Annotated in this window: 21 protein-coding genes; all 21 read left to right on the plus strand. The window is 37.6% G+C overall.

Annotated features, from left to right (window positions below):
- Positions 1 to 84 precede the first annotated feature (84 nt).
- The 21 genes from WKT17_RS07850 (at position 85) to WKT17_RS07950 (ending at position 21,019) form a co-directional block, all read left to right on the plus strand.
- The gene (locus WKT17_RS07850; protein WP_243246756.1) at positions 85 to 1,905 is read left to right on the plus strand and encodes a VirD4-like conjugal transfer protein, CD1115 family; all 1,821 of its coding nucleotides are present in this window, start codon (positions 85 to 87) and stop codon (positions 1,903 to 1,905) included.
- Between the two features lies 1 nt (position 1,906).
- Positions 1,907 to 2,206, plus strand: coding sequence for a hypothetical protein (locus tag WKT17_RS07855; RefSeq protein WP_243099478.1), 300 nt, complete (start codon positions 1,907 to 1,909; stop codon positions 2,204 to 2,206).
- 144 nt (positions 2,207 to 2,350) lie between these two features.
- The gene (locus tag WKT17_RS07860; protein WP_118622876.1) at positions 2,351 to 3,316 is read left to right on the plus strand and encodes an RNA-binding protein; all 966 of its coding nucleotides are present in this window, start codon (positions 2,351 to 2,353) and stop codon (positions 3,314 to 3,316) included.
- Positions 3,317 to 3,409: 93 nt separating this feature from the next.
- Entirely contained in the window at positions 3,410 to 3,844 is a 435-nt protein-coding gene (locus WKT17_RS07865) for a zinc-finger-containing protein (protein WP_118622874.1), read from the plus strand.
- Between the two features lies 1 nt (position 3,845).
- The gene (locus WKT17_RS07870) at positions 3,846 to 4,499 is read left to right on the plus strand and encodes a hypothetical protein (RefSeq protein WP_118622872.1); all 654 of its coding nucleotides are present in this window, start codon (positions 3,846 to 3,848) and stop codon (positions 4,497 to 4,499) included.
- A gap of 10 nt (positions 4,500 to 4,509) precedes the next feature.
- Positions 4,510 to 5,118 (plus strand): hypothetical protein, encoded by a 609-nt coding sequence (locus WKT17_RS07875; RefSeq protein WP_147356333.1) that lies wholly within the window; start codon positions 4,510 to 4,512, stop codon positions 5,116 to 5,118.
- A complete protein-coding gene (locus WKT17_RS07880; protein ID WP_118622868.1) occupies positions 5,108 to 5,620 on the plus strand; it encodes a hypothetical protein in 513 nt (170 codons plus the stop codon). The genes WKT17_RS07875 and WKT17_RS07880 overlap by 11 nt, the downstream gene beginning before the upstream one ends.
- Before the next feature lie 19 nt (positions 5,621 to 5,639).
- Positions 5,640 to 5,978 (plus strand): cold-shock protein, encoded by a 339-nt coding sequence (locus WKT17_RS07885; protein WP_445291966.1) that lies wholly within the window; start codon positions 5,640 to 5,642, stop codon positions 5,976 to 5,978.
- Between the two features lie 344 nt (positions 5,979 to 6,322).
- Complete coding sequence (locus WKT17_RS07890) at positions 6,323 to 7,018, plus strand: response regulator transcription factor (RefSeq protein ID WP_118622864.1); 696 nt, start codon at positions 6,323 to 6,325, stop codon at positions 7,016 to 7,018.
- On the plus strand, positions 7,011 to 8,063 hold the full coding sequence (locus WKT17_RS07895) for a sensor histidine kinase (RefSeq protein WP_243099477.1): 1,053 nt from the start codon (positions 7,011 to 7,013) through the stop codon (positions 8,061 to 8,063). The genes WKT17_RS07890 and WKT17_RS07895 overlap by 8 nt, the downstream gene beginning before the upstream one ends.
- Positions 8,064 to 8,204: 141 nt before the next feature.
- Entirely contained in the window at positions 8,205 to 9,092 is an 888-nt protein-coding gene (locus WKT17_RS07900; RefSeq protein ID WP_118622860.1) for an ABC transporter ATP-binding protein, read from the plus strand.
- A 1-nt stretch (position 9,093) separates the two neighbouring features.
- The gene (locus WKT17_RS07905) at positions 9,094 to 10,338 is read left to right on the plus strand and encodes an ABC transporter permease subunit (RefSeq protein ID WP_340272262.1); all 1,245 of its coding nucleotides are present in this window, start codon (positions 9,094 to 9,096) and stop codon (positions 10,336 to 10,338) included.
- Between the two features lie 16 nt (positions 10,339 to 10,354).
- Complete coding sequence (locus tag WKT17_RS07910; protein ID WP_118622856.1) at positions 10,355 to 11,902, plus strand: radical SAM protein; 1,548 nt, start codon at positions 10,355 to 10,357, stop codon at positions 11,900 to 11,902.
- A gap of 73 nt (positions 11,903 to 11,975) precedes the next feature.
- A complete protein-coding gene (locus WKT17_RS07915; RefSeq protein ID WP_243099479.1) occupies positions 11,976 to 12,155 on the plus strand; it encodes an Apre_1838 family putative sactipeptide bacteriocin in 180 nt (59 codons plus the stop codon).
- A gap of 76 nt (positions 12,156 to 12,231) precedes the next feature.
- A complete protein-coding gene (locus WKT17_RS07920) occupies positions 12,232 to 14,022 on the plus strand; it encodes an ABC transporter ATP-binding protein (protein ID WP_195368963.1) in 1,791 nt (596 codons plus the stop codon).
- A 519-nt stretch (positions 14,023 to 14,541) separates the two neighbouring features.
- Positions 14,542 to 14,685: a hypothetical protein gene (locus WKT17_RS07925; RefSeq protein ID WP_172590459.1), complete on the plus strand. Its 144-nt coding sequence runs from the start codon at positions 14,542 to 14,544 to the stop codon at positions 14,683 to 14,685.
- Positions 14,686 to 14,708: 23 nt separating this feature from the next.
- Complete coding sequence (locus tag WKT17_RS07930) at positions 14,709 to 15,824, plus strand: hypothetical protein (protein WP_118622850.1); 1,116 nt, start codon at positions 14,709 to 14,711, stop codon at positions 15,822 to 15,824.
- Positions 15,821 to 16,810, plus strand: coding sequence for a hypothetical protein (locus WKT17_RS07935; protein WP_118622848.1), 990 nt, complete (start codon positions 15,821 to 15,823; stop codon positions 16,808 to 16,810). The genes WKT17_RS07930 and WKT17_RS07935 overlap by 4 nt, the downstream gene beginning before the upstream one ends.
- A gap of 29 nt (positions 16,811 to 16,839) precedes the next feature.
- A complete protein-coding gene (locus WKT17_RS07940) occupies positions 16,840 to 17,988 on the plus strand; it encodes an ERF family protein (protein ID WP_118622846.1) in 1,149 nt (382 codons plus the stop codon).
- The gene (locus tag WKT17_RS07945) at positions 17,988 to 19,256 is read left to right on the plus strand and encodes a hypothetical protein (RefSeq protein WP_243099476.1); all 1,269 of its coding nucleotides are present in this window, start codon (positions 17,988 to 17,990) and stop codon (positions 19,254 to 19,256) included. Before WKT17_RS07940 ends, WKT17_RS07945 begins: the two co-directional genes overlap by 1 nt.
- Before the next feature lie 71 nt (positions 19,257 to 19,327).
- Entirely contained in the window at positions 19,328 to 21,019 is a 1,692-nt protein-coding gene (locus tag WKT17_RS07950) for an AAA family ATPase (protein ID WP_117500907.1), read from the plus strand.
- Positions 21,020 to 21,208: the final 189 nt, after the last annotated feature.

Raw genomic sequence — 21,208 nt, forward strand, 5'->3', positions numbered from 1 at the left:
GTTACAGTTTTAAAAATCATAGGACTGACAGCAGCATTTTTTATTCTGGTTTTATATGTGGGCGGATTTATGGAACAACTGTTCATGGAATCAGTAGTGAGGTTAGAGCCTATAGATACAATTAAACATGGTATATCATCGGCGGCAGGAATACAGTGCTCAATTGTTGCTTTTTTTCTGTTTGGTATAATTGCGGGACTGATTATCTGGAGAGGTTCGGGCAAAGAAAGTTATGATGAACGGAATTTTGAAATCTCTCAAAAGGGAACATACGGAACAGCAGGGTTTATGGGGGAAGAGGAACGCAGTCAGGTTTTAAGAACCGACAAGAATCTGGAAAAGGTAGATGGTGTGATATTTGGGCGAGACATCCAGGATAAAAAAATAATAAGTCTTCCGGTTGAGTCCAGACTTAACCGGAATTTTGCTGTATGTGGCAGTCAGGGAAGCATGAAGTCCAGAGCTTTTGCGCGTGTAATGGCATTACAATGCATCCGCAGGGGGGAAAGCATCTATCTGACAGATCCAAAATCAGAACTATACGAGGATTTGTCCTCTTACTGCCGGGAATGCGGGTATACGGTGAAACAGTTAAACCTGATCCAGTTAGAACATTCTGATGCATGGGATTGTCTTGGAGAAATTGATGACGGCAGCCTGATAGACGTATTCTGTGATGTAGTAATCCGTAATACAACGGATAAGTTCGACCATTTTTATGACAATACGGAAATGGATCTTTTAAAAGCACTTTGTCTTTATGTGTTTCATGAGTATCCACCGGAGAAGAGAACATTTCCGGAAGCTTATAAACTTTTGATTAACAAAAGTGTAGATATGCTGGATGCTATTTTTGAAAGGCTGCCGACACATCACCCTGCACGCGGTCCGTACCAGCTATTTGCGAAGGCTGAGAAGGTAAAGGGAAATGCGGTTTTGGGACTCGGAACAAGATTGCAGATTATGCAGAATAAACTGGTACAACAGATTACCAGTCATGATGAAATTGACCTGTCGCTGCCGGGAAGGGAAAAATGTGCATATTTTTGTATTACTTCCGATCAGGACAGTACTTTTGATATGCTAGCCACGCTGTTTACGTCATTTCTAAGTATCAAGCTGGTGCGTTATGCTGACCGTACAAAAGAAAGACGTTTGCCGGTGCCGATACAATTTATACTGGATGAATTCCCAAATCTTGGCGTTGTACCGGATTTTAAAAAGAAACTGGCAACAGCAAGAAGCAGGGGAATTGGCATGAGTATTCTGTTTCAAAATATTCCACAGCTGCAGAACCGGTATCCAGATAATCAGTGGGAAGAAATTTTAGGAGGATGTGACTTTTCGATCTTTTTAGGCTGTAATGATATGACGACGGCATCCTATTATAGTGACAGAACAGGAGAAATCACTGTGTCGGTATCTTCCATACGAAAGAATTACTATACTCTGCGTGCAACCGACTACGTGCCGGAGTATTCCGAGTCAACGTCACTTGGAAAGAGAATGCTGCTTCTCCCGGATGAAATTTTACGTTTCCCACTGAATCAGGGGCTATTGATTATCCGTGGGCAGAGGGTATGCCGTTTTCAAAAGATGGACTATTTGGAGCATCCGGATGCCCAACATATGAAACTGGAAAAAGTGGAGGAGCATGTGCCGGAGTGGTTTGAAAAGTGGCAAAAGGAAAAGTGTGATTTTCAGATACATACTGAACAGGAAGAGAAACCGTTAGAGGAAAAGGTATCGTGTCAGGAAGATAGCGAGCCGCTTATGCTTGATACGGAGATTAAGAAATCTGAAAAACAGAAGGCTATCAAAGAGAGCAGGCAGCAGGAGGGAAAAAGAGTGATGAAAGTGGAAGAACTCTTTGCGCCTGTTTCGTCTGAAGGAAAGGAGGCTTAGGTTGAGAAACTCCCTTGTGAAATATGGATTTATAAAAATATTGGAACTGGAGTTTGGTATATACTTGAAAGAGCATGAAACAGAAAAAATAGAACTTGCAGAAACTTGTATCGAGGTTTATGACAGCGTGGAAGACTTTTATAAGGCAACAGGCTGGCAACGGGATAATCCAGAAGAGGCAAATTTGGAATATCTTTTAAAACACAGGGTTTTGGTAGAAATTCAGGGAAAGATGTGGTATTTTTCCAGAATCCGTTATCAAGACGGGCTGAAAAAGTTAATGAAACAAGATTGCATCTGATATGCGACTGTATTGCAATGGTGATGGAATTGACATTCGAATGTGGTCCGTATAAAATAGTATCTGTAAAATAGTGATAGGGCATAAGAAGACAGCCAGAGGGCTGTTTTTTTGTGCCCTTTTTAGGATGAATGGAGGTTTACAATGGCAGAATTAAAGAAAGCAGTTAATAAGATGGAAGAGCAGGGGATACCAAGAGCGGTGTTATCGGAAGGAATCTTAACGATTGACGTAGATTCCCATGTAGAAACAATGGAAGAACAGGAGGATGCCAGATGGCATCAGCTTTTGAACGCACACCGCACGAAGAAAATTTTGACCGGACAACTTGGAGGTATTGAGAAACTGGACAGCGGATGGACAGTAGCGATTACCTATTACAACGGTTTCCGTATCTTAATTCCGATGGATGAGATGATGATCAATCTTTCGGGAGATGGAAGAGAGCATTCAGATACCTTGAACAGGCAGACAAGGATTGCCAATAATATGCTTGGCAGTGACATTGATTTCATCATTCGTGATTTGGATGAACAGAGCAGAAGCGTAGTTGCGTCAAGAAAAGATGCCATGCTGAAAAAACGTCAGATGTTCTATTTCAATGAAGATGAAGAAGAAAAACCGATGCTGTACCCAGGAAGGATTGTGGAAGCACGTGTCATTGCAGTTGCTCCAAAAGTCGTCCGGTTAGAAGTGTTCGGCGTGGAGGTTTCTGTGCGTGCAAGGGATATGGCATGGGAATGGATGGTGGATGCTAGTGAGAAATTCCAGGTGGGAGATCTTACACTCGTGATGGTGAATCAAATTAATATCCGATCAGTGGAAGAAATGGAAATTTCCGTAGATGCCAAAAGTGCAACTGCCAATGTCAATAAAGATAATCTGAAGCGGTGTGTGCGTCAGGGAAAATATGTGGGTATCATTACTGATGTATATAAAGGAACTTATTTTATCCGGCTTAATATTGGCGTCAATGCAGTTGCGCATTCCTGTAATATGGCAAGCCTTCCGTCAAAACGTGACGAGGTGGGATTTGTTGTTACCAGAATTAACGATAAGTTTGAGGTGGCAGAAGGCATTATTACCCGTATGATCAAACGTGGTGCATAAGAAAAAAAGTGTAGGGATACTGTTGACTCACAGAAAACAGATTGTTTACAATACCTGCAAACTAAAAGAAACATTTGACAGGAGGCGGTACTAATGAAAAAGAAAAGACAGAAACCGGAAAATATCCGGGTACGGTGTCCGTATTGTGGCCGCATGGCAAGGCTGCACCCGGCATCTTATGTGTATGGCAGTGACAATTTGGATTCAGAAAGTTATCTTTATGTGTGTGACGGGTATCCTGATAACTGCGATGCATATGTGGGTGCACATAAAAAATCACTTCTGCCGAAAGGGGAACTGGCGGATGGACAGCTTCGTAACAAACGGATTTTAGCACACCGCGCGTTGAATACCCTTTTGGAAGAGGGATACATGACAAAGAAGAGTGCTTATATCTGGCTGCAGAATAAGCTGTGCCTTCGGGAAAAAGACATGCATATTGCAAAGTTCTCCCTGTATTACTGTGAGGAAACAATTCGGGTATGTAATGAATTAGCCGAATGGCATCAGAAAAGAAAGGGGGCATGATATGCGTTTGATGGCAAAAGAAGATGATGTTTATAAACTGATGGATCGAAGAGACCTGTATTTGGGGGCGGCAGGACTTTGTGGAATCGTATCTGTTGTTTTACTTCTTTTCATCTCATATGGGTATGGCAATTGGGAAAATCTGTATTTTCTTTCAGTTCTTATTGTTGGAATGATTTTTTTGCTGTATTATACATGGAAAATCAACCAACGGATTATGGAAGCGGAACGGTGCTATCTGGAACTGGATGAAGACTCTTTGGCAGTATACCAGCCAGAGAAAAATGGACAGTATGAAGCCTGCCGTATTTTTTATCAGGAAATTGAAAAGATCGTGGAAGGCAGCAGAAGAGGAGTCCCTGAGTTCTATGTGGTCGTACATGGAGATGAAAACCAGAAAAGTTTTATTCTGTTAAATGGAGAAGAACAGATGCGGAAGATTTTCTGTGTCAGGTCCTTGGGATACCGCCATGAAGAATTTAAAGAGTTCTATCGAAGACTTCGCTGGGAAGTTCCCGGTAAAGTCCGGATTGTAGGTACAAAATATCAGACCGTGTGGGATATGAAACAATCGCATAAGGGATGGATGTTTTTTGTTTGTGCAGGGGCGGTATATCTAATCCTAGAGGTCTGTTTGAATCTGGGGATTTTGTAAGGAGGGCAACATGATGAGATGGTATACGGCTGTGGGGGTAAAAATGGAACATCCGGGAGGGCTGTTTTGTGTACAGGTTGGAACGGAGAACAAAATATTATCCGGTATGGAAATCTTTATTTGGAATGCGCTGCTTTGGTCATTCGTGGAAGAAACACAGATTTACGGGAGGATGGTACAGTTGTTAAAGGCTGTATTTCCGGAAAAGGATCTGGATGGGAAAACAGGAAAGGATGAATTTAACTTCTGCTTCCGGAGGCTGATCACTAGGGGACTGATTACATTCTGTGAATGTGAAACAGAAAAAGAAGCAGCAGAAAACCTGCTGCAGAATGCGATAGTTGCAAGAGTGATGAGAAACAGCGGAGAACGTTTTTTGATGTTTTGTGAAAGCTTTGCCTGTGGCACACCTTTTTGGAAAGCACTAAGAGTATTCAAAAAAGAACCCATGGAAGAAAGGTACCGGCAATTTCTACTTAAAATAGAAAAATGCGGAGAGGTAAGGTATTACTTAGAAACCACAGAGCAGCCAAATGAAATACTGGAAATGCTGTCTCTTCTGTATCAGAAGAAAATACTGTTTATCCGTTCAGTAAAGGAGGTCACTATTGAAGCATAAGAAAAAAATGAACAGACGGGAACGTATTGCCGATTATATCAATCAGCGCATGGAAGGATTTTCAAAGGTTCCCAATGTACTGGCAGACAGAGCCCTGAAAATAGGCGCTCTGTCTTTTCTTGCTCTTTTTCTTGGAAGTTATATGGGAAGGCAGATGGATTCAGCAAGTTTTATTGCATGGTCAGTCGTTATGTGGCTGTCTGGAATCGGATATGCGTTCCATCTGCTATGGTGTGGGGAGAAAAAGGAATATGAGACAATCGAAGGAACGGTGTATGAGATAAAGGGAAAACGCATTCCCGGGCGTGTCTGTAAAGTGGGAATCCGTCTTTCTGACGGAAAACAGACTGTGTTACTGATGGATAAGAAACATCAGTTTACAATTGGGAAGAAATATCGGTTCTATTTTAACAAAAGAAAGCAGGGGGTTCTATTTGGAATCCAAAAGTTAGATGCTGCTTTAAATGTAGGCTCTTACTATGGGGCGGAAGAAATTGAGTAGGGCAAGGGGGAGTCAGGGCATGGTTCGAGTCCATGCCGCCCTGTTTCGTGTGGCGCCAACACGAGATAATAAGATTAGAAAAGGAGAAATGATTATGGCACAGAAAACAGGAACAGTCAAATGGTTCAGCGCAAGGAGAGGATATGGTTTTATCACAGATGAAAAGGGAAATGACTTTTTTGCACATTTCAGCGAAATCCAGACAGAGGGATTCCGGAAACTGAAAACAGGGCAGGCAGTTACCTTCCGGACAGAGGAAGATGACCAGGGAAGAGGACTTGCAAAAGAAATCTATCCGGCAGATTCCCAAGGAGACGAAGAATTGACTGATTCGGAAGGCATGTCGGAAGAAACATAAGAAGCACCTTAAAAAGAGCTGTGACTATATCTTGCGTCATGGCTCTTAAAAAAATGAATTTGAGCACAATATAGACACGACAAACATAGGGATGAACAAATTGTAAACAAATCTATATTCTTACGGCTTGAGTGATCTCAAAAATACTTTTCTATGTTAGTACTCAGTACAAGTAGCTATTTTTGCAAAATATAGCATGCCTTTTACACGTTTTGTAAGCGTTTGTTCACAGAAAAATTTACTCATACGTTTGTCGTGCAATTTATACAATAGAGATTGACATAGAAATGGTGAGGAGTATAAAATGATATTTGAATAAATCCTTTAAGAAATGAGTGAAATAAATGAGTGAAATAATTCTTGTGGTTGAAGATGATAAAAATATTTCTGACTTATTAGAAATATACTTAAAAAATGAGGGATATGATGTTATTACTACTTGTTCAACGGAAGAAGCTATGGAAAGTTGTATAAAGAAAAAGTTTGATTTAGCAATAATTGATGTTATGCTGCCAGGTAAAGATGGATTTTATTTATGTAGTGAACTTAGAAAACATCATAATTTTCCCATTATAATGCTAACAGCCAAAAGTGATGAAAGTAGCAAGATTACAGGATTAACTATGGGGGCAGATGATTATATTACAAAACCATTTTTGCCATTAGAAGTTATGGCCAGAGTAAAAGCACAGATAAGAAGATATAAAAAATATAATTTCCAAGAAGAAAAAGCAGAAGAAACTCTTTTAACTTATGTAGGAATAGAATTAAATGTTAAATCCAGAGAATGCTTTGTGAATAAAAAGTTAGTTTCTTTAACTCCGAGTGAGTTTGCGATATTGAGAGTTTTATTAGAAAAGCAGGGAGAGGTTATTGAATCAGAGAAATTGTTACAATTAGTTTGGAACAATGAATACTATGCAAAAAACAACAATACTATTACAGTTCATATACGACATTTGCGAGAAAAATTGGGTGATAAAACACAAAAACCTAAATATATAAAAACTGTGTGGGGGGTGGGATATAAAATTGGCTGAGAAAGTAAAAAAAAGATTAAAAGTACACTTGATCTTAACACTGATTGCATATAGTTTTACCGGATGGATTATTCTGATATTTATAGATTTTTATGGTTCAAAGTCTTCTTCCGTATTATTAAAGAATGCATTATTGCGTATTGATATAATAGGAATACTTTATATAATAATTGGATATATAATTATTTTTTTATGGTATTGGAACAAAATGTGTGGATATTTGGATCAGATTGTTTCAGGAATTGAAACGATATATAAACAAGATGATACGTTAATAGCACTTCCAGAACCTTTAAATGAAGTGGAAGGTTTTATGAATCGTATAAAAATGTCTGTAATGATTGCTAATAAGGCTGCTAAGGCAGAAGAAAATAAGAAAAATGAAATTGTAGCATATTTAGCACATGATATTAGAACACCTTTGACATCAATCATTGGATATCTTAATTTATTGGATGAAATACCCGATATGGATGAAACGAAGCGTATGGAATATATTCATCGAGTGTTAGATAGAGCTGAACATTTAGAAGATTTGGTAAATGAGTTTTTTGAGATTACGCAGTATAATACTGGAGAGGTTATAGCGAATAAAACAAAGATAGATATACACTATATGTTCCTTCAGCTTCAAGATGAATTTTTACCTATGTTAGAAGAGAATAAGAATGAGTTGATTCTTGATATGAAGGGCAAAATTATAGCAAATGTAGATGCTGAAAAGTTGTCAAGAGCATTTTCAAATTTATTAAAAAATGCGATTTTATATAGTTTTCCTAAAACAGCAATTTGTATTTCAGCCAATATTAGTGACAATAATCTTTATATTAAAATGAAGAATAAGGGTAAAACGATTGCAAAAGAAGATTTAGGAAAAATTTTTGGAAAATTCAATCGTTTAGATGGTGCCCGACAATCAAATAATATAGGTGCTGGATTAGGTCTTTCCATTACAAAAGAGATTATTAATTTACACGGAGGAAATATTACGGCTGAAAGTAGCAACAATGAGGTTGTATTTCATGTGAAAATCCCTTTGGAATGAAGGAAATTAGGGAAATAACTATAACTTCTTAATATTTTCTTAGGAAAATTCCTATAAAGTTTTAAAACCATAGAAGCCTCTATTTGATATGATTTATATCAAATAGAGGCTTAATTATATTGTTTGGAGGTTGGTGATTTGATGAATTTACAAATTATGAATGTTACAAAAGAATTTAAGGATAAAAAGGCTGTAGATAAAGTAAATTTAACACTTACCCCAGGGGTATGGGGACTGCTCGGGGCCAATGGAGCTGGAAAAACGACTTTGATGCGAATGATTACAGACATAATGAGTCCATCATCTGGAGTGATAAAATATAACGGGAAAGATATAAAAAAACTAGGAAAATTATATCGAGAGATTTTAGGTTTCTTGCCTCAAGAATTTGGATGTTCTAGTGATTTTTCAGTAGTTGATTATCTTGAGTATGTTGCTGCATATAAAGGAATTGAAAAAAAAGTTGCAAGAAAGAAAATAGCGGAATTGTTAGATATACTTACTTTAAGTGATGTGAAAAAGAAGAAGATTGTTAAATTATCTGGTGGTATGCGTCGGAGAGTAGGGATTGCTCAAGCAATGCTTAATAATCCGGAAATTTTAATCCTAGATGAACCAACGGCAGGACTTGATCCAGGAGAACGTATTCGATTTCGCAATTTTATATCAGAGTTTTCACAAGATAGAATAGTCTTAATTTCTACACATATTGTTTCTGATATTGAATATATTTCTACCCAAAATGCAATTATGAAAGGCGGGAAAATTGTTGATGTAGGAACCACGGAGGAGTTAGTGAAACAAATTGAGGGAAAGGTGTGGTCAGCTTTAATTCCTGCAAAGGAAGTTGCTGTTTTTGAAAGAAAGCTAAGAATTATTAATCAAAAAAATGAACCGAATGGTATGGTTTCCATACGGTATTTATCCTCAAATTCAGAGGTGGATAATTCCGTTAATGAAGAACCTAGATTAGAAGATTTATATTTGTGGTTATTTCCAGAGGCAGCGTATGAAAGAGAGGTGAAATAGAATGAGAATGTTTATAGTAGAACTTAAAAGAATTTTATCATCTCGAAGAACTTTGATTATTTTAGGTATTGGTCTGATCATGTCAACTTTGATGGGCATATTACCTATCACCTATGAAACCATAAATTATACAGATGCTAATGGTGAGGTGATTAGTTTACAAGGTAAGAAAGCTATTGAATATAAGAAAAGCATACGTTCAAAATATGATGGGGAAGTAACTGGTGAAAAATTAAAAAGTGCATTGACAGCATATCAAAAAGTAATAAAAGAAAATGGGAATATTACAGAGGATAACGAAAAATTTCCATTAACAGTATATACGGAATCAATATCTCCAATTAAGCCATTATTATCTAAAATGCCCGAAGTATTTGCAGATCCTCAGACTGGCGTAGGTAGTGGGTTAAAAGATATTCCAATAGAGAAAAGTGATGATTTTTATAATAAGGCAAAATCACATTTAGAAGATGTAATTTCTTTAGAATATGATGGTAATAAAAAAATTATAGATACTGCATCTGAAATGTATGAAAAAGTAGAAATGCCTTTTTCATTATATGGAGGGTATTCACGTGATGCATTTGATTATATTACATTAAATATTTTGATACTATTGGTATTGTGCGTGTCTATCGCTGCTCCTACTTTTGCAGAAGGATATCAAAATGGATCTGACTGTATTTTGCGATGCACAAAATTTGGACGGATACCATTTGTAGTATATAAGATATTAGCATTGTTTTTTATTATAATACTATACTATTTAGTGTGTATGTTAATCCAAATAGGAATACTAAATTATAATTTCGGGTTGGAATGTTTAAATACATCAATACAAATGCTGTTTTCAGCCGTGGGATTAGTTTCGCTAAACCTTGGTCAATTACAAGTAGCAGTGGTATTGGGAGGATTGTTATCTATCTTGTGTACAGTTGCCCTTACTCTATTTATCTCAGCTAAAGCCCGAACATCTTTGACAGCAATACTAATTTCGGTAGTAACAGCACTATTGCCAACTATTGTATATGCTGTAGTAGGAACATCATGGCTTGTTTATATTTTACCTTCATCGGGTATTGGAATGCAAAATAGTCTTTTATATCAATTGGTTGATATTAATTTCTTGCCAATGGGTAATGCTGGTGTTTGGACACCATATATGATTATTGGAGGAGCGGTTGTTGAATTGATTGTGTTTTTGATGCTTTCAGTATATTCATATTGTAGGCATCGAGTAGGCTAGGAAGGGAGAAGATTGTATGAGTACAGAAGAAGTAGTAGTGAAGTTTTACGATGCTATATGCGAATATGGACGACCGGGAAGACTTGGAAAAACTTTTCAAACAAAGAAGAATTATTATTTTCTGGATGCAGGAACAGGGAAAGTAGCACAGATAAGAAAAACAGTATATGAGATTTTAACAACATTACTGGAAAGTGATGATGTTACAGAACTATTACAACTTTCTATGGATAGCAGCGAGTTGATTCAAGGCATTGAAGAAATTCAGGAAGCTATAAAAACAGAACATATTCTTTCAGCCAATAAAGTAGAAACTCTAACTGGAGAAGCTGTTACGGATTTGGATGAGGCTTTAGATCATAGAGTACAAAATGTAACATTAGAAGTTACAGAAAAGTGTAATTTGCGATGTAAATACTGTATCTATAATCCATCTCATCCAGAATATAGAGAGTTTGGTCATAAAGATATGGATTGGGAAACAGCTAAAAAAGCTATTGATTTCTTAAAATTACATTCGGATAAGGCGGAAGAAACTCATATTGGATTTTATGGAGGAGAACCTTTAATGAATTTTCCTCTAATAAAACAAGCCGCAGAATATGCGTTAGATGTATTCAATGGGAAAATGACATTTGCGATGACTACGAATGCTACTTTAGTTTCTGATGAAATTGCAGATTTCTTAATGCGCCATGATTTTAACATAATTGTTAGTTTGGATGGACCTGAAGAATTACATGATGCTAATAGGATTATGGTAGACGGAAAAGGTAGTTATACAAAGACGGTTCAAGGCATTAAGAAACTTCTTGAAGCAGAGAAACGGTGGAAAAAGGAATCTAAAATAAGCTTTAATATGGTTGTGTCTGAACCGGATTATGAAAACAAGTACAACAGGATACAAGAATTTTTGGATAATGCAGAATGGATTCCCGATAATATAGGAGTATTAACTTCATCTGTAGATAGAGGACCAGAGGATAGCGAGTATTATCTTCCACAGAGTAAAGAGGAATTTAGATATGTAAAAAGTGCATATGATCCTTTAGATGATTGGGAAAATCACTATAGAGAGGAGCATGAAGAAAGAGAAAAGCCACTATTTTCGGATAGCGTGATTGATAAGGGAATTTCAATTATACATCAAAGACTTTTGTCAGATAAGCCTGTGAAAAATTATGGAATGAATGGTTGTTGTGTTCCAGGAGAACGAAGAATATATGTAACAGTTTCAGGAGAATTTTTACTTTGTGAAAAAGTTGGGAATATTCCTAGTATTGGAAATGTGAATGAAGGTTTTTATAAAGATAGAATTAAAGAACTGTATGTAGATAGTTTCATTCAAGAAGCAAAGAAGTATTGTGGAGAGTGTTGGGCTGTTAATTTGTGTTCCATGTGCTATGTTAACTGCTTTGATCAAAACGGAACTCATTTTGCTTATCGGCACAATTCATGTAGAAGTGAAAGAATATATTTAGAGAATAATTTAGTAAGATATCATACCATCTTGGAAGAAAATCCAGAACGATTATTAGAATATAATCAAAAAGTATTCAAATAGGGAAAATACATTTTTTACATAAATGTGTTTAGTAATACGGAAAGGAGGTGTCGGTATGAAGTTTGTAAATCCAATGGGAAGAGAGCCTGGTAGTGGAATACAGCCGAGAGCATGTACTTGTACATCTGGATACGCAGGATACAGAGGCAATAATGATAGTTGTCTGCATTGCGGATGTGGCTGCGGTTCAGCTGGTGAATATCGTACAGGAAATAGAGTAAAATCTGTTACGACTATCAGAGCATCAGCGTAAGTTAGCTGAAAAAGGGGTATAGCAACTCAAGTATGAGATTTTGCTATGCCCCGATTTTATTTAAGAGGTGTGTCGTATGTTTGTGAAAATAAAGGAATACTATATTTTGTTTATATATACTTTGAAGTTGATATGCAGAATAAGTCTAAAGAATTTTCTTTTTACGGTAACTATTTCGAGCTTAAGTGGATTTCTTCCATTTATTGTTTTGGTAATTAATCAAAGGTTGATTAATGAATTGCAACTAATGGAAAAACCATTGAATATTATACTACAATTAGTGATTTTGTATTTTGCTATTTCTGTCATTCAAAATTTTTTTCAAAATTTAAGTAATTATAATTTGAATAAGCTTAATAATATTACTCAATATGGTATCAACAAAATTCTAATTGAAAAGTGTGGTAAATTATCATTGGAAATGTTAGAACGGACTGAAACATATGATGTTATCACGAGATTAGAGCAGGAAATAGCAATTAAACCTTATCAGACATTGCAAGCAATTATGAATATTTTTTCTAGTATAGTTTCTCTTATATCAGCTTCTATTTTGATCATATCATGGAATTGGAAGATTGAAGTGGCACTTATCATCATCTCTTTAAGTATGTTTGTAGGACAAATTATTATTGGGAATAAGGAATTTATGATGAAATATAGTAGAAGTAATAAGGAGCGAGAAGCCTGGTATTATTCATATCTTTTGACACATGATACTGCGTTTAAAGAAGTAAAATCGTATAATTTGAAAGATTATTTTATAGAAAAATATAAAACCATCAGTTCTTTGTTCATAAAGCAAGAAAATACTATAGAAAAATATAAAACCATTCTTAACTTGATTATAGGTCTTATTCAAGATTTGTTTAGCTTATTTATTATGGTAGTAGCTATTAGTGGGGCTTATGCAGGGGAAATTATGATAGGCACAGTGATGGCTTACTTAAATGCTATTACGATGATAGAAACATCTACAAATACAGTTGCAGCAGGCATATATTCCATTTATAATTCAAATTTATATATGAGAATGTTAAAAGATTTCATTGAAGATTCTGAGGGAGAAGAAAAAATAAGGAAGGATCTTCTAAAGATTGAAAAAATAAATAAAATAGAGTTGAGAAATGTATGTTTCGATTATCCAGAACTTAAAAATGTACTGAAAAATATTTCTTTAACAATTGGTAATAATGATCAAATTGCTATAGTTGGAAAAAATGGTTCTGGAAAAAGCACGTTATTTAAAATCTTGTGTGGGCTGTATTATCCTAAAAGAGGAGAAGTTTTAATAAATGATAAGCCGATAGAGAAATATAGTATTGAAGAATATAGAGAGAGAACTTCTGTATTATTTCAAGACTTTTTGAAGTATGAAGGATCATTAAGAGAAAATGTAATACTTGGAGATATTAGACGTGATAGTACTGATGAAAACGTTAAAGCTGCATTAAATAAGGCAAATGTGGATTTTTTGCTTCAAGAAGAAAAATATTCTTTAGATCGAATACTGGGTAATTGGTTTGATAATGGCAGTCAGTTGTCTGGTGGTCAATGGCAAAAAATAGCCTTATCTAGGGTATATTATAAAGACGCAGATATATACTTGTTAGACGAGCCTAGTTCTGCTTTGGATGCAACAGCAGAATTAAAAATTTTTAACAGCTTTTTTGAAGTAAGTAAAGAAAAAATTGCCATTTATATTACACATCGTGTAAAAATAGCAAAAAATGCCACAAAAATTATTGTTATAGATGAAGGAAAAATAGTTGGTATGGGAAATCATATGGAGTTGTTGAAAAGCTGTTCTGTTTATAATGAGTTATACAAGCAAGAAGTCGAAGAGTATAGAAAAAAAATATTATGAAACCACTAAAAACATTGCAGTTATATGTACTGGTTTAGAGCATGTTACAGCAGAATAGATTTATATTTTGGAATGTACATGAGTAAAAGGTTTATAACTTAAATGTAGATTCACGACAAACATATGAGTGAATTTTCTGTGAACAGTAACCATTCATACGTTTGTCGTGAATATATAGATTGAATAAGTTGACAATGACTATATATTGTGCTAATCTTAGATTGAATTAAAATTTATGCAGGTTCAAGCTAAGAACAGGCAGAGTTTTTAATTTTTTGTTCCGGCAGAACCGGAAGTTAAAGTTGAAGTGTAAACACACTTAAAAAAGGACACTGTCTATAAGGAAGATACAAAAAGTAAAAGAATCTTTTTGTGTCTTTTTTTGTGTCCATTTTTCAGAAAGGAGGATGACGAATGAAAGTAACAAGAAGTACAGGCAGCGTCAGGCTGTGCAGAAAAGAAATACCCCAGGACAGGGTATGATGGCGCAGAGAAAAGCAAAAGAAAAGGAGGAACAATATGCAGACAATCAAAGTAATGTGGGACGGTATCAATGAGCTGGATCTTATGACATTAACGGAAATGGGCAAGGATGGTTATCTTTTTGAGATTGAAAACGGAAGAATCCAAAATATCCTGATGGTGGCTGGAATTTTGAAATAAGAAGAATCTCAGAAAGGAGCAGTATGTATTATTATGATGAATTTGGAAAGGAATTTAAAGATGAATTAAGTTTCCATGAGTATCTGGAGGAAATTGATGAAAGAGCAAAATGGATCCGTATACCGTCACGAAGCTTGAGCGTCCTGACAGTTTCCGGCCATGAAGTACTTGTGCCGGATATGGAAGGTGTCGATATGAAGGACTTACTGGCAGATACAAAGAAGCATTCCGGATTACTGTTACAGTTTCCGGAAGGAATGTATCCCTTGGGAAAAACGGCAGTCAGTACACTGAAAGACCGCGCAAGAATTAAGGGAACGGCACTTATGGATGTCAAAAAATCGGTGCTGGCGGATATTCTTAATGAATGCCTGCAGGTTGCGAAAGGGGATGCGCTTCTGCGGATTTCAGAAGGTAAGGTAAGGGGAGTACTCTCCGGTGATGAAGCAGATTATGCGATTATCTCCATGCCGAAACTCTTTATGGTTGCGTCAGCATATATCAGTGGTGATCGTAATGGCGAGTTTATTTATGGTTATGCAGACCACAATATGGCACAGATCACTTGGAAGATTGTCGATCAAAAGATGACGAAAGCCTATGCAGATCTGATGGAGGAACATGGGAAAAAACCTTTTGGAAACCTTCAGACATTTATCCGCATTGTGAGTTCTGATGTGGGAGCATCGGGAGCAAATATTTTCTATTCCATTTTAGATGGAGACTTTACGATTGTCTTAGGGGAAGCGCTGCGTACAAAGCATCGGCATAAACAGGGATTAGAAGAATTTAGTGAAAATATGGAATCCATTTTCCAGTATTACAAACAGAAACTAAGGGACATAGGAAAGCTGTGTGATATCCGTATCCGGTATCCGGTGAATGCCCTCTCAGAAGTCATGAAGAAACAAAGTTTTGGGAAAAAGCTGATTGCGGAGACGGTAGAACGTTTCAAGACAAACTTCGGTGAACAGCCATGTAGTGCTTACGAAATTTACTGCGGGCTTTGCGAGGCACTTTTTTTTGCAAGGAAAAGCGGCAGCAGCCCATCCAATCTTGTAAAAATGGAAGAAAAAATCGCAAGGTGCATGAATGTACGCTGGCATGACTATGACATACCGGGAGAGATTTCGTTATGAAACTGAAAAAGGCAGAATCTGAAATGCTGCCTGTATGGGTGCTGTCCGGAGTTTATACCAAACCTTTTTTTGCATGGCTGAATGAAGCAGAGAAAAGCAATATATGGGAACACCAGAACGATACGGTGGTAAAAATGAGGCAGGGAAATTTTATCTATCTGTATCTCCAGAAAGGGGCAGGAAAAAATCTTGTGCCCGGGCATGATCTGAAATTTGCGGGATTGTTTGTCAGAAAAAATTACAATCTGTATGACGTGGATATGGAACTTGCTGTATTACTTGGCCTTCCGGAAGAAATAGGTTTTCCATGTAGAACAGACATCAGGAGAGCAGCAGAGGAACGAGCCAGCCAGAAAGCTGATGAAATACTGGAAATGCATTGGCAGGAGTTCCTATTTCAATCCGGGCTTGATACCAAGAGTTTGATTCCGCTGGTGGTCCGTAGTGAAATCAGAGAGCGTGCAGAGAACTATTATCTGCAGGGCAGGAATCTTGCTGATATCAAATTCGTACCGAAGATTTCTTTGGAGACATCTTTTTCCGATACCATGTATTTGCTGTTCTTGGAATATGGAGAGCAGGTGGTGGAAAAGATTGCAAAGCGGTGGATCAAACGGAATATTGCGTATATTTCGCAGCAGCGAATTCTTTTCGGCTGCGTGCGGGATGAATTCAGGGAAATTTTAAATACTCCGAATGACCGTATCCATAAAATCAAACGTCTGATACAGGCACTTGAAGGAAACAATAGCAGGACAGTAAAGATAGTCCTTTGTCGGAATGGGAAGGTGATTCATACAAATGTGCGAGCGGTGGATATATGTAATCCCAAAGGATGTTACGCTGTTAAGAGCCTTGTCCCAAAAGACAGGGGAGCTTTATATCGTGTCTTTGGAAAGGCAGCAGAATTCCGGATAGAAGATATACAGAGTGTGTCATGCGGCAGAGAGCTTCTTTATGAAGATACAAAGAAGAAAACAGCATAAAATTAGCAGAAACAGGAGGAAACGAATTAATGAAAAATTATCAATATTTAAATCTGGAACAGAAAATGTTAAGAATCAGAAGGAAAATGCCAACTCTTTTAAAAAAATTTTACAATGATGAGGCGGAGTATGATTTTTCCACACTGGATGATATTTACGAGGCAATGACACCGGCATTAAATAAATATGGCGTGAACTTTGATATTGTGCGTGAAATACCTACCCAGTATGACAAAGAGGGGCATCCGACATATCTTGTATTAGATAAAGATGACTTTTGGAGATATGAAGCAGACGTAGAGCTTAGCTGGACAAATGCGGACCGGCCGGAGGAATGCAGACATGCGACAATCCATATTACCGGAACAAACGAGATTCCGGATAAGGCACATGGTACTGCATTGACTTATGGACTGAAATACTATTTCCGCAATAAATTCTGTATCCGTCAGGTTGGAAGCGAGCAGGAAGATCCTGATTACACAAAGCATGATGTGGAACAGGACACAAATGCTGCGGATAGGCCGGCGAAAGAAACTCACAAAAGAGAAAAGGAAACAAATAAGGCGGTAAAAAGTTCAGAAAGTAAGAAAGGGACAGCAGAAGACAAAAAGAATCCGGCGGTATCCTCCGGGAAAAGTAAGGAAATGAAAACTCTGCTGGGGAACACTCCGGTGACTAGAGTGACGGAAAAGACAGAGAAAGATACGGCAGTCTGGGAAAAGCAGGCAGAGCATGTAACGAAATCTGAGGAAAAGCAAGCAGAGCATGTAACGAAATCTGAGGAGAAGAAAGAAGTTGCAACATCTGAAGGAGGAGAAAAACTGCACACAGAAGAGGCAGCTTTGGCGGACAAACCTGAGGATGCGGATGGATTTATTCCTGTCAATGCAGAAGAAGTTCCATTTGAAGAAGATGCTGACTTTATGGAAGAACTTCAAGGCGAACTGGAAGAAGAAACATCAGATTCCGAAGTAGAGGCGGCAAAGAAATTCGTGTGTGACTTTGGCGTGTTTAAGGGCAAGACGATGGAACAGGTTTTGGAAGCCGGAGTCAAGGGTACTGAAACTTTGAAATGGATTGCCAATAAGTATAAAGGTCCGAATAAAGAGCTGGTAAAAGCGGCAAAAACACTTCTGGATTATCAAAGTGAATCCGAAGAATTAAAGGCTGCATAATGAGTTTGTATGAACATGGTTCCCCTGTGGGACCATGTTCTTTTGAGGTAGAGGATATGACATCATTTACGATTACAGATGTGGGAAACCTTTTAGGAATCGAGCGACTTTCCGGCGGTGATGACGCTTCCTATAATGTGGTCTGCCCGTTTTGCGGAGACAGGAGGGGGAAGTGTAATTTTGTTGTATACAAAGATGGCGAACTGGCAAACGTCTATCATTGCTTCCATTGTGATGCAGCAGGAAATATGCTTACACTATATGTAGAATTGACAGGGCTATATGGTTCTGACTGTTATAAAAAAGCTTACCATGAAATACAGAAGAAGCTGGATTTGGGTGCAGGTGAACAGATGGAAAAGAGACTGGAAATTCAATGCCGGAAAAAGAAGCAGAAAGAGTCCCTGGCAAAACCTGTAGATTATAAGCGACGGGATCATACGTACCGGGAACTTCTAACCTTGCTGCAGCTATCGCCTCAACATAGAAAAGATTTGTTAAGCAGGGGGCTTACAGAAACGGAAGTTGCAAATATGGAAGCCTTGGGGTATAAAAGTACCTGTGCTGAAGAATCTGTCGCAATCGCCAGAAAATTACTGAAACGTGGTTGCAGGCTGGAGGGCGTGCCCGGTTTTTTCATGAATTATCATGGTGACTGGGAAATTGCCTTTTATCAGAAGAATAACGGCTATCTCTGTCCGGTGTGGAGTGATGAGGGACTGCTCATTGCGTTCCAGATCCGTTTGGATGTACCTTATCAGAAACGGAAATATGTATGGCTCAGCAGTGCGAAGATGGAAAAGGGATGTTCTCCTGGAAGTCCGGTAAGTTTTTCCGGTGTCCTGAACAGTCCGGTGATTTACGTGACGGAAGGTGTTTTGAAAGCAGAAGCAGCTTACCAGAGAACCGGACATCCTTATCTCGGAAATCCGGGTGTGTCCGCTTATAAAGAATTGGAACTGGCGCTGAACCGGTTAAAAGCTCATGGAGTAAAAGTAGTCATTGAAGCAAATGATATGGACAAATGTATACGTCTTCATTGTGATCGCGCTTACAGCGAAGCCTGTGCAGACTGTGAGGGCAGCAGTCATGAATGTCCGAAGAAGAGAGAAAAACGGGATCATATCCGGAAAGGATGTCTGAAACTCTATGAGATTTGTGAAAAACTGGGTTTGATCTGTAAGCGTGCGGTTTGGGATACAGATGACGAAGGTTACTGGGAGGAGAATTACAAAGGCATTGACGACTGGGAATTACGGGAATTATGAAAAAAGTTAGGTATAGGTTTTTGGGCGTATCTTTGTTATAATATAACTAATAGAGAAGGAGTGTGAATGATATGGTTAAAGAAAAAAAACGCCTTCCGGTGGGATTGGAAAATTTTGAGCAGATTATTAACGATAACTATTATTATGTGGATAAGACGGGGCTGATTTCAGAACTGATCCGTAACGGTGGAATGGTGAATCTTTTTACCAGACCAAGACGCTTTGGGAAAACCTTAAATATGAGTATGTTGGAACACTTTTTTTCCATAGAGAGAGACCAAAGTATCTTTGAGGGATTGGAAATTTCAAAAGATACAAAATTGTGTAAAGAGTATATGGGGAAATATCCGGTTATTTCCATTTCCCTGAAAGGAATCAATGCCGCCACTTATGAGGATGCATTTGATTTTGCAGTTCGAATCATGAAAAAAGTAGCCCGTAATGTTCAGTTTCTTTTGGGGAGTGATGCCTTAAGTGATTATGACAAGTTAGAATATAAGGAACTTTTGAATAATAATATGAGTGAGGCTGCATTTTGCGGTGGATTGAAAATATTATCGGAATTATTGGAGAAACATTATGGAACAAAAGTAGTTCTTTTGATTGATGAGTATGATGTTCCATTAGCAAAAGCATTTGAAAACGGGTATTATGATCAGATGATCTTTTTAATCCGTAGTTTATTGGAACAGGCATTGAAAACGAATGACAGCTTGAAATTTGCAGTGATGACAGGATGCATGCGTATTTCAAAAGAAAGTATCTTTACGGGGCTTAATAACCTGAAAGTATTGTCCATTACAGATGAACGGTATGATGAATATTTCGGTTTTACAGATACGGAAGTAAGAGAAATGCTGAAGTATTATGAAATCGAGGATCATTATGAAGAAGTAAAGAACTGGTATGACGGGTATCAGTTTGGCAGCGTGGAAGTGTACTGCCCCTGGGATGTATTGAATTACTGTGATAAATTAAAAGACCATGCGGATTCTTTTCCGGAAAATTATTGGATCAACACCAGCAGTAATGATGCCGTCAAGAAATTCATTCAAATGTCCGGTAATTTTAAAACCAAGCGTGAGATTGAAACTCTGCTTGCCGGAGAGGAAATCATAAAAGAGATTCATCAGGAGCTTGTCTATCCGGAAATGTATCAGTCGTTAGAGAACGTCTGGAGCCTGTTGTTTATGACGGGATATTTAACACAGCGTGGAAGGGTTGATGCAAAACGGTATAAACTTGCGATACCGAATCTGGAAATCCGGGATATTTTTGAAACACAGATCATGGAATACTTTAAAGAGAGCGTTGCAAAGGACGGCGATACATTAAGCCGATTCTGTGATGCCCTGAAAAACGGTGAGGAAACGAAGGTAGGAGACATTTTTGAAAGCTACCTGAAAAAGACCATCAGTATCCGGGATACGTTTGTGAGAAAAGCAAGCAAGGAGAACTTTTATCATGGGATACTGCTTGGAATCCTGGGCGTGAAGGAAGAATGGTACGTATCGTCCAATCAGGAAAGTGGCGAAGGATACAGCGATATTCTCGTTGAAACTGAAAACAGTGAAACGGTTATTCTTATCGAAGTTAAGTATGCCAATGACGGAAATCTTGATCAGGCTTGTGAACAGGCACTACAGCAGATAGAGGAAAAGAAATATGATGAAGAACTCCGGGAGAACGGAGTGGATAAAATTTTAAAATATGGGATTGCGTGTTATATGAAACGATGCAAAGTAAAACTGGCAGATTCATGATACGTCCCAAAACAATCAGGTGATAAAAAAGCGGAACTGTAAGAGTGCAGTTCCGTTTTTTTATGGCCTGATTTATGAGCCAGAGGAAAGGAGATGAAGCATATGCACATACGGGAACGCCCTACATAAGATTCGGGGAAATAAGAATACACAATCACACTCAAAAACCAACAGGAAAGGAGCGTTGCA

The sequence above is a fragment of the Blautia sp. HCN-20427 genome, assembly GCF_037890365.1.
In the GTDB taxonomy this organism is placed as follows: Bacteria; Bacillota; Clostridia; order Lachnospirales; family Lachnospiraceae; genus Blautia.

What these genes read in the sequence shown, in the direction of transcription:
- WKT17_RS07910 (WP_118622856.1), top strand. Translation starts at nt 10,355, where the DNA reads ATGAGTACAGAAGAAGTAGTAGTGAAGTTTTACGATGCTATATGCGAA.
- WKT17_RS07885 (WP_445291966.1), top strand. Translation starts at nt 5,640, where the DNA reads ATGGTTCGAGTCCATGCCGCCCTGTTTCGTGTGGCGCCAACACGAGAT.
- WKT17_RS07860 (WP_118622876.1), top strand. Translation starts at nt 2,351, where the DNA reads ATGGCAGAATTAAAGAAAGCAGTTAATAAGATGGAAGAGCAGGGGATA.
- WKT17_RS07925 (WP_172590459.1), top strand. Translation starts at nt 14,542, where the DNA reads ATGCAGACAATCAAAGTAATGTGGGACGGTATCAATGAGCTGGATCTT.
- WKT17_RS07915 (WP_243099479.1), top strand. Translation starts at nt 11,976, where the DNA reads ATGGGAAGAGAGCCTGGTAGTGGAATACAGCCGAGAGCATGTACTTGT.
- WKT17_RS07945 (WP_243099476.1), top strand. Translation starts at nt 17,988, where the DNA reads ATGAGTTTGTATGAACATGGTTCCCCTGTGGGACCATGTTCTTTTGAG.
- WKT17_RS07920 (WP_195368963.1), top strand. Translation starts at nt 12,232, where the DNA reads ATGTTTGTGAAAATAAAGGAATACTATATTTTGTTTATATATACTTTG.
- WKT17_RS07875 (WP_147356333.1), top strand. Translation starts at nt 4,510, where the DNA reads ATGATGAGATGGTATACGGCTGTGGGGGTAAAAATGGAACATCCGGGA.
- WKT17_RS07890 (WP_118622864.1), top strand. Translation starts at nt 6,323, where the DNA reads ATGAGTGAAATAATTCTTGTGGTTGAAGATGATAAAAATATTTCTGAC.
- WKT17_RS07870 (WP_118622872.1), top strand. Translation starts at nt 3,846, where the DNA reads ATGCGTTTGATGGCAAAAGAAGATGATGTTTATAAACTGATGGATCGA.
- WKT17_RS07900 (WP_118622860.1), top strand. Translation starts at nt 8,205, where the DNA reads ATGAATTTACAAATTATGAATGTTACAAAAGAATTTAAGGATAAAAAG.
- WKT17_RS07950 (WP_117500907.1), top strand. Translation starts at nt 19,328, where the DNA reads ATGGTTAAAGAAAAAAAACGCCTTCCGGTGGGATTGGAAAATTTTGAG.
- WKT17_RS07930 (WP_118622850.1), top strand. Translation starts at nt 14,709, where the DNA reads ATGTATTATTATGATGAATTTGGAAAGGAATTTAAAGATGAATTAAGT.
- WKT17_RS07865 (WP_118622874.1), top strand. Translation starts at nt 3,410, where the DNA reads ATGAAAAAGAAAAGACAGAAACCGGAAAATATCCGGGTACGGTGTCCG.
- WKT17_RS07935 (WP_118622848.1), top strand. Translation starts at nt 15,821, where the DNA reads ATGAAACTGAAAAAGGCAGAATCTGAAATGCTGCCTGTATGGGTGCTG.
- WKT17_RS07905 (WP_340272262.1), top strand. Translation starts at nt 9,094, where the DNA reads ATGAGAATGTTTATAGTAGAACTTAAAAGAATTTTATCATCTCGAAGA.
- WKT17_RS07850 (WP_243246756.1), top strand. Translation starts at nt 85, where the DNA reads ATGGAATCAGTAGTGAGGTTAGAGCCTATAGATACAATTAAACATGGT.
- WKT17_RS07940 (WP_118622846.1), top strand. Translation starts at nt 16,840, where the DNA reads ATGAAAAATTATCAATATTTAAATCTGGAACAGAAAATGTTAAGAATC.